This is a genomic window from Chryseobacterium sp. ZHDP1 (assembly GCF_018603435.1).
Classification (GTDB): domain Bacteria; phylum Bacteroidota; class Bacteroidia; order Flavobacteriales; family Weeksellaceae; genus Chryseobacterium; species Chryseobacterium indicum.
Window position 1 is genome coordinate 4,022,311 of the sequence record NZ_CP075682.1, and the last position, 26,704, is coordinate 4,049,014.

At 35.8% G+C, this 26,704-nt stretch carries 23 protein-coding genes and 4 tRNA genes; 21 read left to right on the forward strand and 6 right to left on the reverse strand.

Annotated features, from left to right (window positions below):
- Window positions 1–38: 38 nt before the first annotated feature.
- Window positions 39–1,694, reverse strand: a complete 1,656-nt coding sequence (locus KKI44_RS18635; RefSeq protein ID WP_214588675.1) for a peptide MFS transporter — start codon at window positions 1,692–1,694, stop codon at window positions 39–41.
- An 88-nt stretch (window positions 1,695–1,782) separates the two neighbouring features.
- Between KKI44_RS18635 and KKI44_RS18640 the strand changes: the two genes are divergently transcribed.
- Window positions 1,783–2,028 carry a DUF2281 domain-containing protein gene (locus KKI44_RS18640; RefSeq protein WP_214588676.1) on the forward strand — a complete coding sequence of 82 codons (246 nt, stop codon included), beginning with the start codon at window positions 1,783–1,785 and terminating at the stop codon, window positions 2,026–2,028.
- A complete protein-coding gene (locus tag KKI44_RS18645) occupies window positions 2,018–2,320 on the forward strand; it encodes a type II toxin-antitoxin system RelE/ParE family toxin (protein WP_214588677.1) in 303 nt (100 codons plus the stop codon). The genes KKI44_RS18640 and KKI44_RS18645 overlap by 11 nt, the downstream gene beginning before the upstream one ends.
- Window positions 2,321–2,371: 51 nt before the next feature.
- On the opposite strand, the gene KKI44_RS18650 is transcribed toward KKI44_RS18645, so the two are convergent.
- Window positions 2,372–4,501: a S9 family peptidase gene (locus KKI44_RS18650; RefSeq protein ID WP_214588678.1), complete on the reverse strand. Its 2,130-nt coding sequence runs from the start codon at window positions 4,499–4,501 to the stop codon at window positions 2,372–2,374.
- A gap of 120 nt (window positions 4,502–4,621) precedes the next feature.
- Here KKI44_RS18650 and KKI44_RS18655 point away from each other — a divergent pair, with 120 nt between their 5' ends.
- Together KKI44_RS18655 and KKI44_RS18660 are read left to right on the forward strand one after the other, a co-directional pair.
- Window positions 4,622–5,095, forward strand: a complete 474-nt coding sequence (locus KKI44_RS18655; protein WP_214588679.1) for a hypothetical protein — start codon at window positions 4,622–4,624, stop codon at window positions 5,093–5,095.
- A gap of 11 nt (window positions 5,096–5,106) precedes the next feature.
- Window positions 5,107–5,292, forward strand: coding sequence for a DUF6496 domain-containing protein (locus KKI44_RS18660; protein ID WP_214588680.1), 186 nt, complete (start codon window positions 5,107–5,109; stop codon window positions 5,290–5,292).
- Window positions 5,293–5,518: 226 nt separating this feature from the next.
- Here the strand turns inward: KKI44_RS18660 and glgP are convergent, their stop codons facing one another.
- Window positions 5,519–7,177 carry an alpha-glucan family phosphorylase gene (gene glgP, locus KKI44_RS18665; RefSeq protein WP_214588681.1) on the reverse strand — a complete coding sequence of 553 codons (1,659 nt, stop codon included), beginning with the start codon at window positions 7,175–7,177 and terminating at the stop codon, window positions 5,519–5,521.
- Window positions 7,178–7,378: 201 nt separating this feature from the next.
- Here glgP and KKI44_RS18670 point away from each other — a divergent pair, with 201 nt between their 5' ends.
- The 6 genes from KKI44_RS18670 (at window position 7,379) to KKI44_RS18695 (ending at window position 14,773) form a co-directional block, all read left to right on the forward strand.
- Window positions 7,379–8,176, forward strand: coding sequence for a hypothetical protein (locus KKI44_RS18670; RefSeq protein ID WP_214588682.1), 798 nt, complete (start codon window positions 7,379–7,381; stop codon window positions 8,174–8,176).
- 131 nt (window positions 8,177–8,307) lie between these two features.
- Window positions 8,308–10,404 (forward strand): gliding motility-associated C-terminal domain-containing protein, encoded by a 2,097-nt coding sequence (locus KKI44_RS18675; RefSeq protein WP_214588683.1) that lies wholly within the window; start codon window positions 8,308–8,310, stop codon window positions 10,402–10,404.
- Window positions 10,405–10,488: 84 nt separating this feature from the next.
- Window positions 10,489–11,010, forward strand: a complete 522-nt coding sequence (locus tag KKI44_RS18680; protein WP_214588684.1) for a DUF1572 family protein — start codon at window positions 10,489–10,491, stop codon at window positions 11,008–11,010.
- A complete protein-coding gene (locus KKI44_RS18685; protein WP_214588685.1) occupies window positions 11,010–11,648 on the forward strand; it encodes a hypothetical protein in 639 nt (212 codons plus the stop codon). Before KKI44_RS18680 ends, KKI44_RS18685 begins: the two co-directional genes overlap by 1 nt.
- A 66-nt stretch (window positions 11,649–11,714) precedes the next feature.
- Window positions 11,715–13,061, forward strand: coding sequence for a tRNA (N(6)-L-threonylcarbamoyladenosine(37)-C(2))-methylthiotransferase MtaB (gene mtaB / locus KKI44_RS18690; protein WP_214588686.1), 1,347 nt, complete (start codon window positions 11,715–11,717; stop codon window positions 13,059–13,061).
- A gap of 194 nt (window positions 13,062–13,255) precedes the next feature.
- A complete protein-coding gene (locus tag KKI44_RS18695; RefSeq protein WP_214588687.1) occupies window positions 13,256–14,773 on the forward strand; it encodes an FMN-binding glutamate synthase family protein in 1,518 nt (505 codons plus the stop codon).
- Between the two features lie 47 nt (window positions 14,774–14,820).
- Here the strand turns inward: KKI44_RS18695 and KKI44_RS18700 are convergent, their stop codons facing one another.
- Window positions 14,821–15,579, reverse strand: coding sequence for a hypothetical protein (locus KKI44_RS18700; RefSeq protein WP_214588688.1), 759 nt, complete (start codon window positions 15,577–15,579; stop codon window positions 14,821–14,823).
- A 57-nt stretch (window positions 15,580–15,636) separates the two neighbouring features.
- Between KKI44_RS18700 and KKI44_RS18705 the strand changes: the two genes are divergently transcribed.
- The gene (locus tag KKI44_RS18705; protein WP_214588689.1) at window positions 15,637–16,074 is read left to right on the forward strand and encodes an RNA-binding S4 domain-containing protein; all 438 of its coding nucleotides are present in this window, start codon (window positions 15,637–15,639) and stop codon (window positions 16,072–16,074) included.
- Between the two features lie 9 nt (window positions 16,075–16,083).
- On the opposite strand, the gene KKI44_RS18710 is transcribed toward KKI44_RS18705, so the two are convergent.
- The gene (locus tag KKI44_RS18710; protein WP_214588690.1) at window positions 16,084–16,599 is read right to left on the reverse strand and encodes a shikimate kinase; all 516 of its coding nucleotides are present in this window, start codon (window positions 16,597–16,599) and stop codon (window positions 16,084–16,086) included.
- Window positions 16,600–16,713: 114 nt separating this feature from the next.
- Between KKI44_RS18710 and KKI44_RS18715 the strand changes: the two genes are divergently transcribed.
- The 4 genes from KKI44_RS18715 (at window position 16,714) to KKI44_RS18730 (ending at window position 17,295) form a co-directional block, all read left to right on the forward strand.
- Window positions 16,714–16,786, forward strand: a tRNA-Lys gene (locus KKI44_RS18715).
- Window positions 16,787–16,822: 36 nt separating this feature from the next.
- Window positions 16,823–16,905 (forward strand) — tRNA-Leu (locus tag KKI44_RS18720).
- 67 nt (window positions 16,906–16,972) lie between these two features.
- A tRNA-Lys gene (locus KKI44_RS18725) sits at window positions 16,973–17,045 on the forward strand.
- A 177-nt stretch (window positions 17,046–17,222) separates the two neighbouring features.
- Window positions 17,223–17,295 (forward strand) — tRNA-Lys (locus tag KKI44_RS18730).
- 187 nt (window positions 17,296–17,482) lie between these two features.
- On the opposite strand, the gene panC is transcribed toward KKI44_RS18730, so the two are convergent.
- Window positions 17,483–18,331 carry a pantoate--beta-alanine ligase gene (gene panC, locus KKI44_RS18735; protein WP_214588691.1) on the reverse strand — a complete coding sequence of 283 codons (849 nt, stop codon included), beginning with the start codon at window positions 18,329–18,331 and terminating at the stop codon, window positions 17,483–17,485.
- Between the two features lie 180 nt (window positions 18,332–18,511).
- On the opposite strand from panC, the gene KKI44_RS18740 reads away from it, so the two are divergent.
- From KKI44_RS18740 to KKI44_RS18765, 6 genes are all read left to right on the forward strand, one after another.
- Complete coding sequence (locus tag KKI44_RS18740; RefSeq protein WP_214588692.1) at window positions 18,512–19,282, forward strand: glycogen/starch synthase; 771 nt, start codon at window positions 18,512–18,514, stop codon at window positions 19,280–19,282.
- Between the two features lie 14 nt (window positions 19,283–19,296).
- Window positions 19,297–20,898: a DUF4270 domain-containing protein gene (locus tag KKI44_RS18745; protein WP_214588693.1), complete on the forward strand. Its 1,602-nt coding sequence runs from the start codon at window positions 19,297–19,299 to the stop codon at window positions 20,896–20,898.
- A gap of 22 nt (window positions 20,899–20,920) precedes the next feature.
- Window positions 20,921–22,774 (forward strand): glutamine--fructose-6-phosphate transaminase (isomerizing), encoded by a 1,854-nt coding sequence (gene glmS / locus KKI44_RS18750; RefSeq protein WP_214588694.1) that lies wholly within the window; start codon window positions 20,921–20,923, stop codon window positions 22,772–22,774.
- A 108-nt stretch (window positions 22,775–22,882) separates the two neighbouring features.
- Window positions 22,883–24,301: a gliding motility lipoprotein GldK gene (gene gldK / locus KKI44_RS18755; RefSeq protein ID WP_076392676.1), complete on the forward strand. Its 1,419-nt coding sequence runs from the start codon at window positions 22,883–22,885 to the stop codon at window positions 24,299–24,301.
- Between the two features lie 56 nt (window positions 24,302–24,357).
- The gene (gldL, locus tag KKI44_RS18760; protein WP_214588695.1) at window positions 24,358–25,047 is read left to right on the forward strand and encodes a gliding motility protein GldL; all 690 of its coding nucleotides are present in this window, start codon (window positions 24,358–24,360) and stop codon (window positions 25,045–25,047) included.
- Window positions 25,048–25,100: 53 nt separating this feature from the next.
- Window positions 25,101–26,690 (forward strand): GldM family protein, encoded by a 1,590-nt coding sequence (locus tag KKI44_RS18765; protein WP_214588696.1) that lies wholly within the window; start codon window positions 25,101–25,103, stop codon window positions 26,688–26,690.
- The last annotated feature ends 14 nt before the right edge of the window (window positions 26,691–26,704 follow it).

Below are 26,704 nucleotides of genomic sequence, written 5' to 3' on the forward strand. Positions count from 1 at the left end.
TAATTCCGCAGCTTGATTTTCTGTATTGTGAACAGGGATTAATGTCCTTTTTCTTTCATGATTCTGTTTAATCTTTTCAGCATAGATAAGCCTAAAAGGGTTGCGAATATCAACAAAGCAAAATTCACTAAAAAGTAATTCATTTTATTGTCATAATTGTACCAAGTACTGGCTAAAATTCCGGAAAGCTTGTTTCCTACTGAGTTGGCAAGGAAAAACCCGCCCATCATCAACGCTGTAATTCTTGCAGGAGAAAGTTTGGAAACGAAGGATAATCCCATCGGTGAAAGACATAATTCTCCCACGGTAATAACTCCGTAACTTGCAACCAGCCACCACGGCGAAACTTTTACGGCTCCGTTATCTCCTGCCCAGACTGCCAAAACCATAACCAGACAAGATAACCCTGAAATGAAAAGTCCTAAAACAATTTTTGTTGGCGTTAACGGCTCTTTTCCTTTTCGTCTCAATAATGCCCAGAAACCAACCACAACAGGCGTTAAAGCGATTACCCAAAACGGATTGATGGACTGAAACAATTCTGTATTGTAAAGATAGGTTTTCGCCTGAGGATTTTTCTCCAGTTCTGCTCGCTGTTCGGGAGAAATATTTTTAAAATAAACATCTTTTCCCTGAACTTTTATTGTGTTTCCGTCTTTATCTTTCTGAGACTGAAACTGGTTGTCGTAAACAGGAACTTCTTTGTCTTCATAACTTTTTCCGTCTACCATGTAAATGCTTTCCAAAGGTTTTTCCATGGAAGCAGGTACGCTTCTGTCGGTGTAATAATTTGCCCATCTCGTTAAAGCGGTTCCGTTCTGTTTGAAAACTGCCCAGAAGAACATACTGATCAGGAAAACCGATAATAAGGCTCCGATAGACGATTTTTCGTCCGGCTTCGCTTTGAAGTATAGGGAAGCATAGAAATAAATAACAGGAACACAGGCAAAAATAAAGGCATCTGTATTGTCGCTTCCGAAAATATTTCCGGGAATGATCCAGCCGATTGCTCCTGCAATGATTGCCGGTAAGAATACTTTTATTAATATTTCAGAAAGTTTGGTATCTCCTTCCTGAACAGGCTTCATCTGAGCGGCATGAATATAATGTTTTCTTCCGATGGTAAAAATAATTAATCCGACCAACATTCCGACTCCGGCAGTGATGAAGGCTTCACCCCAGCCGAATTTGTTTCGCATAAAAGCGGCAATAATGTTGCAGATAAACGCTCCGATATTGATTCCCATGTAAAAAATATTGTATCCGGAATCTTTATTAGCTTTATAGGGTTCTTCGGAGTATAAATTGCCAAGCAGAGTAGAAATGGTAGGTTTAAAGAAACCGTTTCCGATGATAATTAACGCTAAAGAAGAATAAAATAAAGTAAGATCTTTAAAAACACCCATCCCGATATATCCTGCAGCCATCAAAACACCTCCGATATAAATGGATTTGATGTATCCTAACACTCTGTCCGCAAGAAATCCTCCGATAAAAGGAGTTAAGTAAGTTAAAGCAATGTACGTCCCGAAAATATCGTCCGCAGTTTTGTCCGGAAGTCCGAGACCGCCTTTTGCTCCGGTAGGTTCAATAACATACAATACAAAAATTCCGAGGATAAGATAGTACCCGAAACGCTCCCACATTTCCGTAAAGAAGAGGAAAGGCAATCCTTTAGGATGTTTAGTCTTCATAGTTTACAAATTTCAAATTTCACAAATATAGAATTTTAAAAATAATAATAGAATTTTATTAACTTTGATGGAAATAAAGATGAAGAAAATGGAAATTACGTTAAAAGATTTAGAAGATAACATCAGAACACTTCCTGAAAATTTTTATGAAGAGGTGAATGATTTTATTGATTTTTTGAAGCAGAAACATTTCAAAAGCAAGTCTCATCAGATTCCTGAATGGCAAAAAGAAGAAACAGGAAGAAGGGCAGAATATTTACGTGAAAATCCTCAAAGTTTTGTTTCTGAGTCTGAAATGGATGATTATTTAAATAATCTCGAAAGTGGCGACTAGGTTAATTTACGGACATTTTGTAAAGCAGGATTTAAAAGAAATCAACGATTGGTACAGGAAAATTAATAAAAAGTTATGGAACAGATTTCTTATTGATTTTCGGAACAAAATCGACTTAATAAAGGAAAATCCATTGTCCTTTGAACTTAAATATGGCGACATCCGAATTGTTTTTCTCAAAAAATTTCCCTTTGGAATTCATTATTCTTACAGCGAAGAGAAAAATATTATTGAAATCTATTCTGTCTTTCACACTTCCAGAAATCCTGAAGAATGGAATGACAAAAAATAGAAAGCCGAATCTTAAAAAGAGATCCGGCTTTTTTTATGCTAAAATATTGAATTACAAATTCTCCAAAATAAAATCAGTCATTTTCTGATAAAGTTGTGGTCTTGTCTGTCCGCCATAAATTCCGTGGTTTTTATCCGGATAAGCCATAAAATCAAACTGTTTTTTGTTCTGAATCAACGCTTCCGAAAACTCCATGGAATTCTGGAAGTGCACGTTATCATCGGCAGTTCCGTGAATTAATAAGAATTTCCCTTTCAATAAATTCGCATATTCAGTCGGGGAGTTTTTATCGTATCCGTCCGGATTTTCCTGTGGTGTTCTCATGAATCTTTCCGTGTAAACAGAATCATAATATCTCCAGTTCGTTACCGGTGCCACTGCAATTCCCATTTTGAAAACATCGGCTCCTTTTGTCATTGCCAGACTCGTCATATACCCTCCGAAACTCCATCCGAATATTCCGATTCTGGATTTATCAATGTATGACTGATTTCCGAACCATTTTGCTGCCGCAATCTGATCTTCAATTTCATATTTTCCTAAATTCATGTATGTTACTTTCTTGAATTTAGCGCCTTTATAACCTGTTCCGCGTCCGTCGACACAAGCTACGATATATCCTTTCTGAGCAAGCATTTCAAACCATATTCCGTTTCCGTTATCCCATGAATTGGCAACCTGCTGAGAACCCGGACCTGAATACTGGAACATGAACAGCGGATATTTTTTGTTTTTATCAAAGTTTTTAGGCTTGATGATCCACGCATTCATCTGATCTCCCGCTTCATTCGGAATCGTAATAAATTCTTTTTCTACGAAATTATCAGCTTTTAATTTCTGTAGCTGAGCTTCATTATTCTGAAGTTCTTTTACCGTTTTACCATTTCCGTCCTTTAAAACATAAGTATAAGGTTTTGCAGCCGTAGAAGAAGTTTCGATGAAATAATTATAGTTTTTGCTGAAATTGGCAGAATTATTTCCTTCCGTATTTGAAATCAACTGGGATTTTCCGTTTTCGATATTTACCTTAGAAATCACTTTATTGATGCTTCCTTTTTCGGTAGTCTGAACGTAAATTTCTTTTGATTTTGGATTAAATCCGTAATAATCTGTTACTTCCCAGTTTCCTTTTGTAACCTGTTTTTTCAGTTTACCATCTTTGTCATACCAGTACAAATGGCGGTTCCCGTCTCTTTCAGAACCCCAAAGGAAAGAATTGTCCTCTAAAAATTCCAGAGTTGGGCTGTCTGTATCGATCCATTTTTCATCGGTTTCGGTAAATAATTTTTGAACAGCTCCTGTTTTTGTATTGACTTTTAAAATATCAGAAGCATTCTGAATTCTGTCTGAAGTAATCAAAACAATTTCGTCCGGTTTTGCTGTCTGAATTACATTCGGAATATAATAATGTTTGAAACTGTCTAAATTAACGGTTGTCTTTTTACCGTCACTCAACTGATAAATATGCGCTGAAGCAATAGAGTTTTTTTCTCCTGCTTTTGGATATTTGTAACGCATTTCGCTTGGATAAAGCGTCTTGCCGTAAATCGGAATATAGATTTCCGGAACTTCTGTTTCATCTAATTTTACGAAAAGAATCGCATCCGAGTTTTTTGTCCATTCGTACAGTCTTGCGTGTCCGAATTCTTCTTCATAAACCCAGTCTGCAAGTCCGTTTAAAATTTTATTTTTAACACCGTGCTGCGTAATCTGTGTGATTTTTCCTGAGTTCAGATCCTGATAAAACAGATTATTATCTGCAATAAAAGCCACTTTTGAAGCATCCGGTGAAAATCTTGGCTCCTGAACAAATTTTCCGTCATTAAGACTTACTGTCTTTCCAGATTTCAGATCTTTTACTTCATATTTTCCTAAAAACGAGTGTCTGTAAATCGGTTCACTGTCTTTCAGTAACAAAATTTTAGATTCGTCATCAGAAAATTCATAGCTCTGGAACTGTCCATCCACAAGGTTTCCTTCTTTTTGGGAAGTTTTGTAAGAATATTTTGCAATTCCTCCCTGTTCGATAACCAGATAATTTTCACCGTTTTTCATGGAGGTAATTCCGGCAATGCCTTTTCCGCGGTAATATCCTGAATATATTTTATCTAAAGTAATTTCCTGAGCGGATAAACTTTGAAATGCTACAGCAACTGTAAGCGTTAGTAAGAATTTTTTCATTTCTAATATTAAAAGATTTCAAATATAATAATTTTTAAAATGGTAAAAAAAGCTTTTTAAATCTCTGATTTTGGCAGTAAAATTGGATATATTAAGATACAATCAAATTAAAATATAATTATGGAAACGAATGCTTTTAACCAAAAACTGAACCGATACGAACTGGAAGATAAAATAGTATATACCGGATTTTCAAGTTACAAAGATGCCGAAGATTGTGCCCGTAAAAAAGGAGGGGAACTGGTGGAAGTGGGTTTCAAAGACGGAAATGATAATCCTGAAATCTGTAATGAAGCAGGATTACTGCAAAAGCAGTTACACTATTTCGTAGACGCGGGAGATGAATACAAATTTATCCATTCTTCAGATCCCGGATTCAGAAAATACGCCGATGAACTGCAGAAAATTAAAGCAAAACTATTGCAGTCTCCACCCGATGAAAGATACATCGCCAATTTTGAAATCGAAAATACAGAAGATCCGATTGTAGTGATTAAAAATGATCATTTTGAGTCGGTAACTTCCAGAGAGCGTTCTAAATATCTGAAGCACGCCCGAGTTTATGAAATCGGAGTTTCTATACCCAAATCTTAAAAATAAATAATATGAGCAAGACAAAATATTCAGATAAGGCTCAGGACAAAGTAGGAAAAGTAATGCATGAATTCAAGGAAGGAAAGCTGAAATCTTCTTCCGGAGAAAAAGTGACAAGCAGAAAACAGGCAGTTGCCATTGGTATTTCTGAAGCGAAACAGGAGGGCTTAAAAGTCCCTAAAAAGAAAAAAGATTAACCTAAACAAACAAGGCTTGGAAAATTTTTCCAAGCCTTGTTTGTTTCATATTTTGAACCATTAAAATTGATTAAGAAGTTAGGTTTCTTTAAGATTTATCATTTCTGATTTTAATGTAGCGTCATCAAAACTTAAATAATGCTTAACTTCTTAATCGACCTTAATGGTTTAAAGCTTATTAACAATTAACAATTAACAATTAACAATTAACAATTAACAATTAACATTAATCATTATACATAATTCTGTAATATTCATCTGCCATTCTATCGCTGTTAAACTGATCTTTAACATCATTCATAGAATTATACTGTATTTTTCTCCATTGATCCGGCTTGTCATAATACGTAGGAAGAATTTCATTTTCCAGAATTTCATACAATTTGTTAAGATCATAATTATCCTGTTCATAAATACTCATGTTTTCATAATCTGCTTTCGGAACCACAAAAGAATTTTCCCCGTGTTTTGCAAATTCAGGGATCCATCCGTCATCTGTGGAAAGATTTACAGAACCATTCATGGAAGCCGTCATTCCGGAGGTTCCTGAAGCTTCTCTCGGAACTCTGGGGTTATTCAGCCAAAGATCAGAACCCTGCTTTAAAGATTTACTCAAAGACAGTTCATAGCCTGTAAGAACCGCCATATTTTTATGATTTTTGCTTTCTTCTACAAGAGAATTGAAGGTAGAAATCGCAGAATAATCCATCGGATAAGGTTTTCCTGCCCAAATGATCTGAACCGGATATTTCGGATGATTCAGCAATTTGTAGAATCGGTCTTTGTCATGTAAAAGCAGATCGGCACGTTTATACCCTGCAAATCTTCTCGCCCAGACAATGGTAAAAACATTTGGATTGAATAAATTTCCGGTCTGGTCGGCTACGATTTTAAATAATCTTTTCTTCAGATGTTTCTTACGGTAATCGAAAACCGTTTCATCATTTTCATCCTTCGCGTTGTAAAGCGGTTTGTCTGCCCAATATTTGAATTCCTGTGCATTGGTAATCGAAGTAATCTCACAGATTCCCGGATATTTGCTCCACATTGCTCTGGAAACTACCCCATGAAGCTGGGAAACTCCGTTGGCTATTCTTGCCATTTTCAGCGCGCAAAGAGAATGGTTGAAACGGTCATCATCAGAACCTTCGATATTTTTTACCTCTTCCATGCTGAAGCCTGAAAAATAAGACATATCATAACAAAGTCTCATATTGTGCTTTTCATTTCCAGCTTCTTCAGGAGTGTGCGTGGTGAAAACCAGCTTTTCTTTCACTTTATTCAGGTTTCCGCCGTATTTTTTCAGCAGATGGAAAGCTGCAGGAAGTCCGTGGGCTTCATTTAAATGATAAACATCTCTTTCAATGTTAATTTCATCCAGTAATTTTGCTCCTCCTTTTCCTAAAAGAATGTATTGTGCCAGTTTCGTAGATTCGTTGGCATCATATAATTTATGACAGATGGTTTTAGAAATATGATCATTTTCAGGAACATCTGTTGAAAGGAAAAACATAGGAGCCGTGTGGAAAATTTCAGGATCAAGATACCATACTTTTACCCAAACCGGAGCGCTGTGAATTTCTATCTGAAATTTTATGCCGGTATCTTCCAGAAAGCTGTACATTTTCTTCGTCCATGTAGGCTGTAACGTCTGATCGTGATTTCTTGCCTGATCGTAATACCCGAACTTCCAGAGAATCCCGATTCCGATAAGATCCTGTTTCAGATTGTAAGCACTTCTCATGTGAGAACCCGCCAAAAATCCTAATCCTCCCGAATATATTTTCAGCACCTGCTCAATCGCAAATTCCATAGAAAAATAAGCAACTTTCTTGGAGTACTGCGGATTTACGCTAAAAGGTATTTTAAAATTTTTAAAATCCATGTGTAACAGTTTATTAAGTGAGGAGGCAAAGGTATTAATTATGAAAATAAACTCTACATTAATTATTTTATAAATTAACATTAAAAATACTTTTTGAATCTGTTTTTTATTTACCTTTAATATGTAATTTTTTGATAATCAAAACTTCATGATCTGAAACCGGAAGTTTTATGTGTTCCATAACAATAAAATAATAAGCACATGAAAAAGGCATTTTCTGATGAGGATTTAATTAAAAATCTGAGCTTATATTATCTGAACCGACACTTGAAAAAGAAGCCGATAGAGAAGTATCATCGTAAGATCGACGAATCTCAGCTGCATGACCGCGAAAAATATAAAAAGAAAGCGGAAATTTTACTGCTCAATTCTTTTATGCACCATTTCCCTGAAGTTAAATTTGAAGATTTAACCTGCGAAAGCCCCGACTTTATTGCAAAATTTAATGATAAGAAAATCGGAATCGAACTTACCGAAGTAATCAATCATCTTGAAATGAAGAAGGTTGAAAGCAATCTGAACAAGATTTTCCGTCAGGCAGAAATTTTATTGGAACAGGAAGACACTACGAAATATCGTGGTGTTTATTTTTTAGAATTTCACTCAAACATCAGACTGGATTCTCCGGAAAATCAGCAGGAAATCATTTTAAATATTTATAAAAGCATCAAAAAAGGAAAGCCTGCAGGAAATGTAAAAAGCATCCGGAAATCTTTCCACCGAAGAAATGTTTTTATTACCCATGAGTATAATATGAATCTTTTTGATGAATTATGTTCCGAGAAAATTGTAGAACTTATTGAAAAAAAGAACGAAAAATTTCCTTATTACGATACTTCGGTTGACGAATGTTGGCTCGTTATTGTTTCGGATATGAATTCCATCGCTTCGCGTTATACTTTTATTCAGGATAAAGAACATCTGCAAAAAGTAAACAGCCCGTTTCATAAGATTTTTCATCTGGAAAACCTTTGCGGAAATATTACAAGTATCAAGTAATTGCTGAAAAATATTTATTGTTATTTGGTTTTTGTTGAATTATTTTCGTTGAAGCTTTTGTTTTTAATTAGAATTGTTTATATTTGATAGACAACAAATTGCATTTCAATTAATAACCAAATCAGCATGATATGAAAAAAATTCTACTTCTTTTCTTACTTTTTATTTCATCTATTTTTTTCGCTCAGGCAGACTGTTCATCCGCTCTTGCGGTATGCGGAAATTCGAATATTACGTATTCTCCCATGGGAATCGGGAATGTTAACGAAAATTTAGGAGGATGTTTATCTTCCGGTGAGCATAATTCAATCTGGTATAAATTTACCATTGCAACAGGCGGAACGCTTACTTTCGATCTCATTCCTACAGATCCTAATGCAGATTACGACTGGGCGATCTACGGACCGAATGCCAACTGTGCAAGTCTTGGTTCTCCGATTCGCTGTAATGCAGCAACCGTTATCGGAGTAGGAGCTTCCACAGGGATGAATATGACGAGTACGATTTTAAGTGCTGCAGGAGGATCATTAACGCCGTACTGTAAATACATGGATGTTTTACCGGGACAGACCTATTATCTGTATATAGACAATTGGGTAGATGTTCTTAATCCTACAATGGCTCCTTTTTCTCTAACGTGGGGAGGAACCGCAACATTGGCTTCACCGTTTACGGATCCTGGCATTCAGACTCATCCTTTTATTCCGCCGGGAGCTCCCGCTGCCAATCCTGCCAGTCCAAGAGAAATTATTGTCTGCGAAAATCCTATGGTCTTTGATTTTAGTACTTTATCTTCCGGGATTTTAAATGGAAACAGTAATTTCCAGATCAGTTATCACACTTCACAAAATGACGCTCTTTCCGGAGCAAATCCTATTTTGTCGCCTATTACCATTAATACGACTACTACATATTATTACAGTATTCATTATCAGGATCCTGCAAACCCTAATAACCCGATCAATTCCTGCAGACAGGTGGGAGCTTTTAAATTTAAATACGGAAATATTTCAGGAACCAATGTTACGCTCTACAGTTGTAATAACAACAATGCCGGAACCGGAACTTACGATTTAACTTCCGCTGCTGTTTTTGGAGATCCTACCGCAGTAAAGGTTTATTATAATTCACTTTCAGATCTTAATGCGGGAATAAATCCCATTACAAATACTACTAATTTCGTTTCGGCAGAAGGAATGGTATACGTTAAAATTACTTCTCAATATGGTTGTGTGGCAATTGCGCAGATTATTCTGAAGTTTTATCCGGTTGTCGTCGTTACAGAAGCTACTTTAAGAACCTGCTTTATTGAAGCTGATCCTTCTACGGGACTCTTTGATCTTTCCCTTGCTGCAGTAACCACGCAAAGCGGAACGACTAAAAAATATTATCCTTCTTTAGCAGATGCACAAAACGGTACGAACGAAATCGTAGGATTTTCAAACTATATTGCTCCCAACGGTGTCATTTACGTCAAAGTATTCAACTCCAATAACTGTTTTGCAATTGCAAAAGTAAATCTGGTGGTTATTCAGCCGGTATATTCCGCCATTCTGAAAGACAAAATCATCTGTATGGAAGATAAAACGACATTAGATGCAGGTTCCGGATTTACAGGCTATGAATGGAGTACAGGAGCCACTACACAGACAATCAGTAATGTAGGAGTGGGAACGTATTGGGTGAAATTAAAAAGCGGTAACTGTATTACCAAACAGATTGTAAAAGTTTATGCTTCTGAGCAGCCTGTGATTTCTACGGTTGATATTACCAATAATACCATAACAGTAAATGTTTCAGGAGGAACCGCTCCATACAAATATTCTCTTGACGGGATTAAATGGCAGGATTCCAATGTATTTACCAATGTTCCGAGAGGAGACAGCAGAATTTTTGTAAAAGATGCCTACAATTGCGAACCGATTGATATTACAGTTGTTGTTCCTAATTTGGTAAATGTAATTACACCAAACGGAGACGGAGTGAATGATGTGATCGATTATTCAGCTTTAGGATACAAACAGAATTTAGTGCTGAGTGTTTTCGACAGATACGGAACACTCGTTTTCAAAGCGGATAAACTAAGAAATTATACATGGGACGGAACTATTGGAGGTAAAAAAGTTCCAACAGGAACTTACTGGTATTCGGTTTCTTGGAACGAAAATGATAAGAAGAACACCTTATTCAAATATTCCGGTTGGGTAATGGTGAAAAACAGAGAATAATTTTCAGAACTCAATAGAAAACCGTTGCCTGTGTAACGGTTTTTGTTTTATAAAATCCCTATCTTAGATATTCAAATTTACATCATGAAAGAGTTATTGATAAAACGTTTTGAATACTATAAAATGCTCGGAGATCAATCTTTCGGGCAGCTTTCGGATGAACAGATTTTCTGGCAGTTTAATGAAGAAAGTAATTCTATAGCCATTATTGTTAAGCATATCGCCGGAAATATGTTATCCAGATGGACTAATTTTTTAACCGAAGACGGCGAAAAATCATGGAGGAACAGGGATGAAGAATTTGTTGATACTTTTAAAACGAAAGCTGAGGTTCTGGAATATTGGGAACAAGGCTGGAAATGCTTTTTTAACGCTCTGAACCAGATGAATGATGAAAATATACATTCCGTAATTTACATAAGAAATGAAGCACATACATTTATGGATGCTGTTTTCCGTCAGTTGGCGCATTATCCTTATCATATCGGGCAGATTGTTTATATCGCAAAAATGATGAAGAATGAAGACTGGAAAAGTCTTTCTATTCCGCGAAATAAATCGCAGGAATTTAATTCTGAAATGAGTAATAAATTCAGACAGCAGTAATGAAGAACTTTACCATTCAAAATAAAGGAATTGTTTCTGATGAATTTTTAAATAGAAACATCACAGATTTTCATTCTGCCTGCCAATATGTTTCAATGCTCCCTTACAAAAGGAATAATGATAAAAGCAGAACCGAATGTATTTTTGATGATTTTGGCGGAACCTGCAGTACAAAACACGCCGCCCTGAGAAAACTTGCTCTGGAAAACCATCACAGCGATGTAAAACTCATTGTTGGAATTTTTAAAATGGATGCAGAATACACTCCGAAGATTAGCGGTACTTTGCAAAAATTTAATTTGAAATACATTCCGGAAGCGCATAATTATCTCAAAATTGATGACGAATATTACGATTTTACGAACCGCAGTTCACATTATCATCGATTTAAAGATAAACTGCTGATTGAAAAGGAAATAGAATTCAACGAAATTGGGGCTCAGAAAATTTCATTTCACAAAGATTTTCTTGGAAAATGGCTGAACGAAGATCGCATCACTTACAGTTTAGATGAATTGTGGAATATCAGAGAACAATGTATCAGAGATTTGCAGCAAATTGATGAACCTGAAATTCAAAATTCATCTCCGGTTTGTTACCAGACCAGTCCGGAAATAAGGGATGAATTTAATCAATAGACTGAATCAATTCAGAATTCATCTTAAAATGATTATCTTTGCACCCACAAAATTCAGAATCAATAAATGTCTCAATTTCAAAGAACTGCCGCATTTCATACTCTTGGCTGCAAATTAAATTTTGCGGAAACATCTACCATTGCCCGCCAATTAACAGAAGCAGGTTACGAAAAGGTAAGTTTTGATGAAAATGCGAATGTGTATGTTATCAATACCTGTTCGGTAACTGAAAATGCCGACCGCGAATGCAAACTTCACGTAAAAAGAGCCATGAAAGCCAATCCGGATGGTTTGGTTGTAATCGTGGGATGTTATGCACAGTTGAAACCGGAGGAAATTTCACAGATTGAAGGGGTAGATTTGGTTTTAGGAGCCAAAGAAAAATTCAATATTCTGAGCTATCTTGATGATCTGGAGAAATCTGAAAACGAAGGGATCGTTCATTCATGCGAAATTGAAGAAACAGATTTTTTTATTGGAAGTTACTCCATCGGAGACAGAACCAGAGCTTTTCTGAAGGTTCAGGACGGTTGCGATTACAAATGTACCTACTGTACGATTCCTTTGGCAAGAGGGATTTCCCGTTCCGACACCATCGAAAATGTATTGAAAAATGCCAAAGAAATTGCTGAAAGAGACATCAAGGAAATCGTTCTTACAGGCGTAAACATCGGAGATTACGGAAAAGGTGAATTTGGAAACAAAAGACACGAACATACTTTTTTAGATTTAATTTCTGAGCTTGATCAGGTTGAAGGCATCGAAAGAATCCGTATTTCTTCCATCGAGCCGAATCTGTTGAAAGATGAAAGCATAGAACTGGTTTCGAAAAGCAAAAGTTTTGTTCCGCATTTTCATATTCCTTTACAATCGGGAAGTGATGAACTGCTGAAAAAAATGAAACGCCGTTATTTAACGAAACTATATATCGACAGAGTTAATAAGATCCGTGAAGTAATGCCGGACGCAGCGATTGGTGTGGATGTAATTGTCGGTTTTCCCGGAGAAACAGAAGAGCTGTTCATGGAAACATATAACTTCCTGAACGAGCTTCCGATAACTTATCTGCACGTTTTTACCTATTCTGAAAGGGAAAATACGGAAGCGGCAGAAATGGAAGGCGTAGTTCCGATTCCCGAAAGAAAAAGACGCAATAAAATGCTTAGAATTTTATCTGAAAAGAAAAAAATGGCATTTTACCAGAACCAGCTTGGAAAAACACTTCCTGTACTTTGGGAACACGAAAATAAAGACGGGAAAATGTTTGGCTTCACAGAGAATTATGTGAGAGTACAGAAGAATTTCGATCAGTCTTCAGTCAATCAGATTGAATTCTTAAAGCTTGAAAAAATAGAAGCGGACGGAACCGTTTCTGTGATGAATTCTTTTGAGAGTTTTCTCGAGAAAATTTAATATTCTTTTAAACAATTCATTTAAAATAATTCAGACATTGCTATCATAGTGATGTCTTTTTTTGTTTTAATGAAATCGAAACCTGAAATCATCACATTTAAACCAAAAATAACTTCTTTCATTAGTGTTTTTGATGTTTCTCAAGCCGTTCATATCAATTTAAATTTTTTAACTTTGGTAAAATTCAAAATGATATGAGAGACAAATTTTTGCTTTGGGGAGCTATTATTCTCGTCGTTGCGTGGTCGGTTGCTTTTTTAATAAGGGCAGATTGGTGGATTCCTGTTTTGTTAACCATTGTGTATGCAATCGGAATCTATAACATTACCCAATCTAAACATGCTATTCTAAGAAATTTTCCTGTTTTGGGCTATTTCAGGTACTTCTTTGAGAGTATTTCACCGGAAATGCAGCAATATTTCATTGAAAGAGAAACCGATGGAAAACCTTTTCCGAGAAATCAGCGTTCTGCGGTGTACAGAAGGGCAAAAAATTTGAGTGATACGGTGCCCTTCGGAACACAACTGGAAGTTAACCACAGAAAATATGAAGGAATTAAGCATTCCATTTATGCAAAATCTCCGATGGAAGAGCTTCCGAGAGTCTGGGTAGGAGGAGAGCAGTGTTCTCAGCCTTATCATGCTTCGTTATTTAATATTTCGGCAATGAGTTTCGGGGCATTAAGCGACCGCGCTCAGATTTCTTTAAACAGAGGAGCAAAAAAAGGAAATTTTTACCACAATACGGGAGAAGGAGGGATTTCTCCGCATCATCTGGAAGGCGGCGATCTTTGTTGGCAGATCGGAACCGGATATTTCGGCTGTCGTGATGAAGAAGGTAAATTCAATCCGGAATTGTTTAAAAAATATTCCACTTTACCCAATGTAAAGATGATCGAAATTAAATTGTCTCAAGGGGCAAAACCAGGTCATGGCGGAGTTTTACCGGCTGTAAAAAATACCCCGGAAATTGCAAAAATCCGTCACGTAACGCCTGGATTAACGATTATTTCACCGCCTTCTCATACCTCTTTTTCCGATGCGGCAGGCTTGTTGAGGTTTGTACAGCAGTTAAGAGATCTTTCGGGAGGAAAACCTGTTGGTTTTAAATTGTGTATCGGAGACACCAAAGAATTTGAAGATATCTGTGTTCAGATGAATGTTCTGAAAATTTATCCTGATTTTATAACCATTGACGGAGCGGAAGGAGGAACAGGAGCCGCACCACCGGAGTTTTCCGATGGAGTAGGGATGCCTCTGGAACCTGCCTTGATTTTTGTTAACAGAACGCTGAATAATTATAATTTAAGAAGTAAATTAAGGGTTATTGCAAGTGGAAAAGTTCTTACAAGTCTTGACATTTTAAGAGCCATCGCGATGGGTGCAGATATGTGTAATAATGCGAGAGGATTTATGTTCTCTTTAGGCTGTATTCAGGCTTTGAGATGCAATAACAACAATTGTCCGACAGGTGTTGCCACACAGGATAAAATGTTGATTAAAGGTCTGGATGTTACGGATAAGGCGGAAAGGGTGTACCATTTTCATAAAAATACGCTTCACACATGTAATGAGCTGATTGCGGCGGCAGGAAGAAGTTCGTATGAAGAAGTGGATGCCACAATGTTTATGAGAGGCGATGAGTTTGATCATCTGGCAGATCTCTATTTTCCGGATATTTTAGGAAATGTGAAGCAGAAAGCAAAATCATAGATTCCAATAAAAATTAAAGCGCTTCTCAATGGGAAGCGCTTTAATTTTTATTGTTCTGAAACCGGTCTTGGATTGGCTTTGTAAATCTGGAAGTTGAATACAAAACAATTATTTTTAAGAGAATAGCCTGTATAATTATAATGTGCATCTCTACCAAAAGCAGCTCTTGAAGGAACGATAATTACCCCCTGTAAATTGTATGCATCTCCGTCTGATAAATTTGCGTATCCCTTAAAATATTTCAATCCTTCCTGAAGGCCTTCTATTTCGTAATAGCTTCTTAGTTTGGCAGCATCAGTTGTTGCATCCGTCATTGTTTTTTTCTTCACATAATAAAACAGCGGGTCTGTTAAAGGAGAGCCGCTTCCATTGATTGTGTTGGCTAAAACTCCTGATGTTGTAAATGCTACATTACCGTCTGTATTTGTTGCAAGATAGTAGTTTGCTCTCATCATCGTTCTGATCTGAGTGGCATTTGTTGCTTCAGGATTCGTTTCAAGAGTTACTCCTGAAGTTGGCTGCGCTCCGTTTCTTACAATATATATAACCCCGGAAGAAAGTTTCTGAGGACTTAGTTCTGATAATTTTTTCTCATTATCATCAGAAGTATCTGTTGAGCTGAATGCTTTTATATTCCCCTGTGAATCAAGATAATTGTCATTCATGAACTTTTGGATCGCCTGATCGTCGTATGAATTTCTTACCGCAATATCGTCCGGCTCTACAAATGTTTCAACTTCATCATCCTTTTTACATGCCGTGAAACACAGAGATCCAGCAAGGATATATAAAAATATTTTTTTCATTTTTCAAAAAACTTTAATTACTTTACAAATAATATAACGACAAAAGTATAAAAAATTATGAGAATAGATAAATTTTTATGGAGCATTCGTTTTTATAAGACTAGAACCATTGCTACTGAGGAGATTAAAAAGAACAGAGTGTCTATCGGTGCGTCGGTTGTAAAGTCTTCTAAAGAGGTGAAGGAAGGAGATGTAATAAAGATCCGTAAAAATCAGATTGACTATCAGATTAAAGTAATCCAGATTCCGAAAAGCAGGATCGGAGCAAAGCTTGTTCCTCTTCACATAAAAGATGTAACCGATAAGGAACAATATGAATTATTGAAAATGCGTAAGATGTCTCAGGATTATTACCGAAATAAAGGAGAGGGAAGACCTACAAAGAAAGACCGCAGAGATATGGATGATTATGTGGAAAACGATATTGCCTCAGATTTTACAGACTGGGATGATTTCTTTGGCGAAAATGGTGACGAATCTGAAAACGAAGATTAAAAAAAAGCTCTAGAGATAGAGCTTTTCTGTTATTTCACTGGCGATATCTTCCGGAGTTCTGTTGTCTGTAATTACACTAATTTGTGCTTTATTGTAGAAGTCATTTCTTTCAAACAGATGCTTTGCTATAAATTCAGCAAGATTTTTATCTGCGATATTGGCTATTAAAGGCCTTTTTTCTTTCTGTTTAGAAAGTCTTTCTGCTAAAGTAGCGACAGAAGCTCTCAAAAAAACACTTTTTGAATTATGGTTGATGATTTCCATATTGTTATAGTAGACAGGAGTTCCTCCCCCCAGACTTAAAATAACATTTTTTTCAGAGGCAAGAATTTCTTCCAGTGTTTCTCTTTCCAGCTTTCTAAAATAGATTTCTCCCTTTTTATCGAAGATTTCGGGGATTGTCATTTTATTCCTTTTGGAAATTTCTTTATCTAGATCAATTAATTTAAAATTGAGTTTTTCGCTTAATATTTTGGAAACGTGAGATTTGCCACTTCCCATGTATCCGACCAGTGAAATTATCATGAATTTTTTTTAAACAAATTTGCAAAAAAGTTTTGAGATAAAGAAAAAACTCATATCTTTGCACCACTAAAAACGAGGGACATTATCACAGTGTTAATCGTTGATAAAGTGGCCGACTCGGTAGCTCAGCTGGTAGAGCAATACACTTTTAATGTATGGGTCCTGGGTTCGAATCCCAGCCGAGTCACAAGCAAAAAAATTACTGGATTTTGTGATTTTTATTGCCTGCGTGGTGAAATTGGTAGACACGCCATCTTGAGGGGGTGGTTTCCTAAGGATGTGCTGGTTCGAGTCCAGTCGCAGGCACAATGCAGAAAATTTGAATAATTAATAGTATAGCTTAATTTATTTTACAATACTATTGATTGTGGCCGACCTGGTAGCTCAGCTGGTAGAGCAATACACTTTTAATGTATGGGTCCTGGGTTCGAATCCCAGCCAGGTCACAAGTTTACTGAAAAGTAAATTTTTTTCATATTAATATTTTGTGATTTGGTGTTTCAAGGGCTTTCTCAAGAAGCCTTTGATTTTGAAAAATAAATTTTGCAGGAACGAAATAATTTGTATCTTTGCAGCTCTTAAACAGAATGTTACTTTTTTAAAGTAAATTCAAACTAAGTGACGACTCGGTAGCTCAGCTGGTAGAGCAATACACTTTTAATGTATGGGTCCTGGGTTCGAATCCCAGCCGAGTCACAAGTTTACTGAAAAGTAAATTTTTTTCATATTAATATTTTGTGATTTGGTGTTTCAAAGGCTTCGTAAGAAGCCTTTGATTTTTTATATACTTTATCTTTATGTGATTTTGTATGTTGCGGATAAAAAAATAACAAGCGTTATTAAAAGGATAGCGCTTGTTATTTTTAATTTAATTTTATCAAATTTAGTCCAGGTGCATATTGTCGATTAATCGTACTCCATCCACAACAACGACAATAAATGCACGGAATTTTCTGTCTTTGTAAAAGAAATCAGTTTCTTTAAGTGTTTTTTCATCAGCAATCAGAAAGTATTCTAACTGCATCCCTCTTTGCTGATCAAAGATATCCTGTACTCTGTTTTTAATTTCGGGAACTGTTATTACTTTGAACCAGTCGTTTACTTTTTTTAGGGTCTCGTAAATAACAGCAGAGGCTTCTCTTCGGTCTTCGTGAAGTCTTTGGTTTCGGGAACTTAAGGCAAGTCCGTTTTCAGCTCGGTAAATCGGAACTCCTTTAATATTGATTAAAAGTTTTTTCTTTTCAACCATTTTTTTGATAATTGCCAGCTGTTGGAAGTCCTTTTCCCCAAAATAAGCATTATCAGGTTTTACCTGTCTGAAAAGTTCTTCTACAACAGTACCAACACCGTCAAAATGTCCAGGTCGCGATTTTCCTTCCATTTCATTTTCCAGCCCGTCAAAATCATAATGTCTGCTTTCTGTTTTTTCAGGATAAATATCTGTAACTTCAGGAATGTAAACAGCATCTACCAATCCGGACTTTTCCAGAATGGAAATATCTCTGTTGATGTCTCTCGGATACTTTTCAAGATCCTCAGGATTATTAAATTGAGTAGGATTAACAAAAATTGATGATACCACAAGATCATTTTCTTCTCTTGCGGTTTTATATAGTGATAAATGTCCGTTATGAAGGGCTCCCATGGTAGGTGCAAAACCTATCTTTTTGCCCATTTCTTTCTGTCTTTCAATGAAATCCTGAAGAACTTTTTTACTTTTTAGAACTTCCATAGTTTATTTTAATAGTAATTCAAAAATACTAAAAATATCATATAATTATGATAAATGAAGGCAAGGTTTTAATAATTTCAGAAGGGAATTATCGTAAAAAAATGTTAATTAAAATAATAATGAATGTTTTTTCGTAATTTTGCACATTAAAGCATTTTTACAAAAATTAGATAGAAGTTTATGCCGAATCAAAAAATACTGTACATTACTACAGAGATGTATCCATATCAGGAAGATACAAATATGGCTGCAGTGGTAAACAAAATGGCACTTAAGATGCACCAAGAAGGCAATGATGTAAGAGTTTTTATGCCAAGATTTGGACAAATAAGTGAAAGAAAATTCCAGCTTCATGAGGTGATACGCCTTTCGGGAATGAATATTATTATTAATGATCTGGATCAGCCTCTTATTATTAAAGTAGCGTCACTTCCGGGAGAAAGACTTCAGGTTTACTTTATCGACAATGAAGAGTATTTCAAAAGAAAACAATATTATTTTGATGATGAAGGACAGCCTTTCGAGGATAATGATGAGAGAGCAATATTTTTTGCCAGAGGAGTAATTGAAACCATTAAGAAACTGAATTGGGTTCCGGATATTATTCATTTAAATGGATGGATGGCTTCTTTTGTTCCGATTTATCTTAAAACATACTACGAAACAGATACTTATTTTAAGGACGCCAAAATTGTTCTTTCATTATACAATGAAAAAGATGCAGCTTTAGCTTCCAACATCGACGAAAAACTGAAGTTTGATAATATTTCAGGATTAAAAGCGTTAGATAATCCCGGTGTAAAATCTTTTGTTATCGAAAGCATGAGCTATGTTGATTTAGTCGTAAAAGGAGATGAATTTTTGGATGAAGACTTAGATAAGGCTTTTAACGAAACTTCTACTCCGAAATCGGAATATCTTGACGTAGATTCTATAAATCAACTTTATTAAAAAACACATTTTTAATGATTCATACTATTAAAAAAGCAATCACCGTTTTTTCTCTGGTGGTTTTGGGAAGTGCATTACTCTATAACTGTGAGCCGGATGCAGATACTCTTGGAGAGCAGCTATTCTTGGATGGTGCTGCACAGGGAAATGAAAAATCTTTTGATGTTACTGCATTTAATATAAATAATAATGATAGTATCCGAAGCGATGCTTCAAAATTAACTTATGGTGTATTAGGTGCTTTCAATGAAGGACAGTTTGGTATGCAGAAAGCTTCTTATTTAACACAGCTTAGATTATCAACCTATGATCCGGATTTTGGAACAAATGCAGTTGTAGATTCTGTAGTTTTAGTTATGAAACCCAGATATGCCACAGATAGTGTTACTACTAATACAGTGGATGATAATTATACTTATACAACAGCTGCTGACGGAAGTGTTAATGCTAAAAAAGTAGTAAATACATATCCTGTTTTAAAATTTGGTAAAGCGAAAAGAACATTCAACTTAAGAGTTCATGAAGTAAACACTTTTCTAAAAGGAGTTTCCGACAGTGCAAAATCAAACCAGATATTTGACTTAGGTGCAGATCTAGGATCCAAGCAATTTAAAGGGTATGTAAGTTCTGTTGCTATCACCAAAGACGATGGCGGAGCTGCTTTATTTACAGCTTCAACTCCTGGAATCAGAATTCCTTTGGATAAAACTTTTTTCCAGAGTAAAATCATAGCAAAGAAAGATCAGCCTGAACTTCAGGATGCTTCAAATTTTATCAGATATTTTAAAGGACTTAGAATTTCTGTTGATGAGGAGGATGGATATTTATTCCAGATTTCGCCCAATGATATGGAGCTGGTTATGTATTATAAGTATGATAAAACTGAAAATGGTACTACAACGAGGCCACAGACAACATATTCATTCGCTTTAGGATCTGCTAATACACATATTGGACAATATCAATATAAAAGAACGGGTTCTGCATGGTCAACTGCCACAATTGGAAATCAAAACAACGGAGCTCCAAAACTTTATCTTCAAGGCATGGGAGGTCCATCAATAGGTATTAAAATTCCAGATGCAACTATTAATCAGCTTAAGCAATTATATCAAAACGATAAGGCGGCAATTATTAGTGCTAAAGTTAGAATATATACAGATGATACGAGTTGGAATAACAATTATGCCAAGCCCACAGAATTTACTTTCCTTCAAAAATATAAGAATGATCCTGTAGTTATTAATTCTACGACTGGTAATCCAGTAACCGTTACTAACTTTACTAGTGATCTGTTAAGTTTATCAGGACTTGCAGGATATACCATCTATAAAGCTTATGATTTGACTAAAAATCAGGCATATTATGATTTTGTAGTTACTAAGTCTGTTAAAGATTTTGTTGAAAACACATTAGATCCTAATTCTAAAATAGATGCATCTACTTTATATTTCAGAATTGATATGGGATCTTTCCAGACTAACTCTGCTGGAACAAGTTTAGCAGGATATAAATTTACTACAACACCATATAATACAAATAGAGCTGTTTTCGTAGGATCACAAGCAGGAAATCCGAACAGGGTTCAGTTAAAAGTAATTTACGGTACAAAATAATTTAAAATACATTTGATAAAATATGTGCGGAATCGTTGGATATACAGGTTTTCAAGACGCTTACGATATTGTAATTAATGGTCTTAGAAGATTAGAATACAGAGGGTACGACAGTGCCGGAATTGTTCTGGAAAACGCAGAAAACAAACTTGAGGTTGAAAAAACTAAAGGTAAAGTTGATGATTTGGTAAATATTTCCAGTCAGTTAAAAGGAGTTGCAAAAATCGGTATGGGACATACCCGTTGGGCTACCCACGGTGTACCTAGTGATAGAAATTCTCACCCACATTTATCCAATAGTGGAAAAATAGCACTTGTTCACAACGGTATCATCGAAAATTATGATACAATTAAAACAATGCTTACTGAAAAAGGATTTACATTCAAATCTGAAACAGATACTGAGGTTTTAGTAAATCTTGTTCAGTATTTCATGGATCTGAATGTTGAAATGGATTTTCCTACTGCTGTAAGATATGCTCTTAATGAAGTTTATGGGGCATACGCTATTACAGTGATGCATGAAGATTTTCCGGGAGTATTGGTTGTAGGAAGATTAGGATCTCCTTTGGCAATAGGAATTGGAGATAAAGAGTATTTTATCGCTTCAGACGCATCTCCGTTTGTAGAATTTACAAAAGAGGCAATTTATCTGGAAGAAGGACATATGGCGACAATTTCTCTTGAAAATGGAGTAGATATCAGAACCATCAGTGAGAATTCTAAAATTGAGCCGGAAATTCAGGAGCTTAAACTAAGCTTAGAGCAGATCGAAAAAGGAGGGTACGAACATTTTATGCTAAAAGAAATTTTCGAACAGCCTAAATCCGTTCATGATACGATGAGAGGAAGACTTTTGGTAGATGAAGGTGTTATCAAAATGGCGGGGATTTGGGACTATATCGAAAAGTTTAAAAATGCAAACAGAATCATCATTATTGCTTGCGGAACTTCTTGGCATGCAGGATTAATCGGTGAATATTTAATTGAAGAATATGCAAGAATTCCTGTTGAAGTAGAATATGCTTCGGAATTCAGATATAGAAATCCTATCATTACAGATAAAGATGTAGTCATTGCAATTTCTCAGTCCGGAGAAACTGCAGATACCATGGCTGCATTAAAACTAGCTAAAGAAAAAGGTGCTTTCATTTATGGAATCTGTAATGTGGTGGATTCATCCATTGCAAGGATCACAGATGCAGGCTCTTACACACACGCGGGACCTGAAATTGGAGTGGCTTCCACAAAAGCGTTTACTGCACAGTTAACAATTCTTACCTTAATAGCATTCAAATTAGGAAAGCATAATGGTAATTTAGGGAATGCTGAGTTTATGAGCTTAATTGCAGAACTGGATGCAATTCCTAGAAAAATAGAAGATGTTTTAGCAACTACCCATGAATTGGTACAAAATATCGCTAAGGATTTTGTAAGTGCAACCAATTTCTTATATCTAGGAAGAGGATACAATTATCCTGCTGCACTCGAAGGTGCATTAAAATTAAAAGAAATCTCTTATATTCATGCTGAAGGATACCCTGCTGCAGAAATGAAGCATGGTCCTATCGCTTTAATTGATGAAAATATGCCGATTGTTATCATTGCTCCTAAAAAAGGACATTATGATAAAATTGTAAGCAACGTTCAGGAAATTAAAGCAAGAAAAGGAAAAGTTATTGCTGTTGTAAATAAAGGAGATACGCAGGTAAGTGCTATGGCAGATTACGTTATAGAGATTCCGGAAACCTCCGAATGTTTCTCTCCAATCGTTGCATCAGTGCCTTTACAGATGTTGGCGTACTATATTGCAGTGTATCGTGGAGCTAATGTAGACCAGCCTAGAAACCTTGCGAAATCTGTAACGGTAGAATAAAAATTACTTGTAAATAAAATAAATTTAGATTTCTTCCGTTATTTCAAAAAAAATCTTAAAAGTTTCTTAAAAAAATTATATATTTACGGCTTAATTATAAAAATTAACATGAAAAGGATATTTCTTTTATTATTGTCTGCGTCGGTAGCATCGGTATCTTGTTCAGGTGGGGGAGCCTCTTCAGTGGGTAAACCGGGAACAAAAGGAGAATTGATACCTAGAGAAAAAACAAAATCATTTGTTGCAGAAAGACCTTACGGAATGGTAGCTATTCCTGCAGGATCATTTGTTGCAGGATTAACTGATCAGGATTTCACAAACAGTCCTGAAAAGGCTCCGGCAAAAACTGTTACTGTTTCTTCTTTCTTCATGGATGAAGCAGAAACTACTAATGCGGAATACAGGGTATTTATCAATTATGTAAGAGATTCTATCGCAAGAACTTTACTTGCTGAAGCTGCCGGAGAAGGTGGTGAAGGTAAAGGTAAAGGAACAAGCATCGGAGATTATGCATACCTTGCTCAGAAAGAAGAGAATTTAACACCATATCAGGAATATTTAGAAGGACAAGGCGGTGGAAACGAAGGAAACTACGATCCAACGAAAAAAATCGACTGGAAAGTTCCTTTGCACTGGAGTACATCTAAATATCCGGATGTAGAATATGCGGAAGTTTTAGAATCGATGTATTTACCAGCTTCTTCAAGAATCGGTAATGAAAGAATCCTTGACGTGAGTAAACTGAAATATACTTACAGATGGGGAGATATGGATGTTGCAATGGCTGAAAAAGAAAGAGGAGTAAACTACCTTAGAAGTGAAAGTATTGCAATCTATCCGGATACTACAGTTTGGGTAAAAGATTTCCACTTTGCATATAACGAGCCATTATTTGAGCAGTATTTCTGGCACAAAGCTTACAAAGATTACCCTGTAGTTGGAGTAACATGGGATCAGGCAAGAGCATACTGTAACTTCAGATCTAAATTGAAGTCAGATTACAACGAAAGCTTAAAAAGAAGAAAACAAAGACCATTGCAGTTCAGACTGCCTACAGAAATCGAGTGGGAATATGCTGCAAGAGGGGGAATGCAAAATGCTACTTATCCTTGGGGAGGTCCTTACTTAATGGACGACAGAGGTTGCTATCTGGCAAACTTCAAGCCTAAGAGAGGTAACTATATGGAAGACGACAAAAAAGGTACTTATACATATACAGCTCCAGTTAAGAAATTTAAGAAGAATGGATTTGGGTTATTTGATATGGCTGGAAACGTTTCTGAATGGACATCATCTGATTATAACAACTCTTCATACGGATTCTCATCTACTTTAAATCCTTCTACGAAAGATTTGGCAGATACTAAGAAATCTATCAGAGGAGGATCTTGGAAAGATGTAGGATATATGCTTATGAATGGCGCAAGAGACTGGGAAAGAAAAGACTCTGCAAGAAGCTATATTGGATTCAGAACTGTACAGGATATTCCTGAGGCTGCTGTTAAACCAAGAAAAGTTAACAGATAATTCAATTACCACTATTTTCAATAAATTTTATTTAACATTAAAAAAAACTAACTTATATGTTTAAGACTAAAGATGCTTGGATGAATTTCTTCTATTCATTCGGTGCTGCAATTGTAATTCTTGGAGCTTGGCTTAAAATTACTCACATTACTTTGGGACCAATTAACGGAAACATGGCGCTTACAGTGGGACTTATTACGGAAGCTATCATCTTCATCATTTTCGCTTTCGACCCGCCAAAATCTGAGGAGTCTTATGCGTGGGAAAATGTTTATCCTGAATTATTAGATAAGCATGCGAACCCAAATCCTTTACACTCAAATGTATCTAAAAGCAATTCTGCTCAATTTGCTGAATTAGAAAATTCTCTTTCAACCAAATTAGACAAAATGCTTGAAGACGCTAAACTTGATGTTCAGTTATTTGAAAGACTGAGAACAGGAATCGATAAATTCTCAAGCTCAGTAGATCAGATCAATCAGACTGTTGATGTTTCTGCTTCTACACATAAATATAATGAGCAGTTAAATAAAGCAGCTCAGCATATGGAAAGCATGAACGCTTTATATGCAATGCAGATGGAAAGCACTAAAAAGCAATCTGAATTTGCTAATAAATATGTTGCAGATATGCAGAAATCTGCTGAACAATCAGAAAAATTCAATCAAGAACTACAAGGTTTAACTTCAAACTTAAACAATTTAAACAGAGTTTATGGTGGTATGCTAACTGCTATGAAATCTTAATTTCCCAAACCATTTTTAATTTAACTACTTAATCAAAAAACAAAGAAAAGAGAATGGCAGCAGGAAAACAGACACCTCGTCAGAAGATGATCAACCTGATGTATTTGGTGTTCATCGCTATGATGGCCCTAAATATTGATGCGGAAATCATCAGGTCATATTATGACTCTACTAAAGCTCTTAATGAAACAAGAACTTTAACTGAAAGAAAGAACGAAAAGATTTTTGAAAAAACTCTTGAGGCGAAAGCTCAGCAGGTTCCGGATACTTATGCGCAACCATGGGCTCAGTATCAGGTTCTTAGAGATAAGATCAATGTTTTGGTAAAATCTGCTCAGGAAATTAAAGATGTTCTTAAGAAGAAATCAGAGTTTCATGATAAAGATGCATTAGGAAAAGATGTTGACGTAAGTGAAAACTTTGCAGCACTTAACAATAATGAAGCTACAACTGAATATTTCTTTAAGGAAGGAGATGAAAATACACCATCAAAAGGTGCGTTGGAATTAAAAGCGAAAATAGATGATGTAAGAAATTACATTAATGCTACTTTTGGAAATAACCCGCAATTGAAAGACTTAGTTGAAAGAGCTAATAAATCTTTAATTGCTGAATATCCAAAAGGAAAATCTCCGAATGACAAAACTTGGTTCCAAAACAAGTTTTATCACCAGCCATTAATCGCTGCAATTTCTAACTTGGAAATTATTCAGAATGATGCAAGAAACGTTCAGTCTGATGCGCTGGCTTTAATGCTGCAGGAAAAAGTGGATGCAAGTATCAAATTTACAAGTTATGAAGCTATTGTTTCTGCTCCTGTAGATGTAGTTGCAGGAAAGCCGGCTGAAGCTGTTGTAATGTTAGGAAACTATTCAAACAGTAATAAGATCAGTATTTCCGGAGTAAGCAGACAGGAAAACGGAAAAGGATATGCAAATCTTAATACAAGCGGAATCGGACAGAAAACGTTCAGTGGAAATATTACATTAACGGATGCGACAGGAAAAGCTCAAAACTACCCTTTCACTCATACTTATAATGTAATTGCTGGACCAGAGGAAGTTAAGCTTCAAAAAGGTTTATTATTATCACCAGATAAGATGAATGTAGTGTATAGAGGTTTAGAGAATCCACTTTCTGGATCAATTTTGGGAGCTGATAATTCTAAATTGTCCCTATCTGCTCCAGGTGCAGTTGTTAAAAGTGCAGGTCCTGGTAAATGGAATGTAATTCCTTCTACTGGAAATACTCTTAAACTTACTTTGTCTGGTACAGATCCATCGGGTAAAACTGTTTCTCAGGTATTTGAATATAGAATTAAGAATGTTCCTGCTCCTCAAGGACAAATGAGAGGTCAGACAGTATTGAATGTTCCTGCTACTTCTATACCAAATCAGACTGTACAGGCAGCTATTCCTGATTTTGATTTCCCAGTTTCATTCACTGTTAATCAATTTATGGTAAAAGTTCCGGGTAGAGCTGCATTATTAATCAAAGGAAGCAGTCTTGATGAAGCTGCAGGATTAGTTAAGAATCTAAGAGCTGGAGATGTAGTATATGTCTTCGACATTAAAGCTACTGCTACAGGTTTAGGAAATCAAACGTTGAAAAATATCTCACCAGTTGTAATCAACGTTCAGTAATTTTAATAAGATAA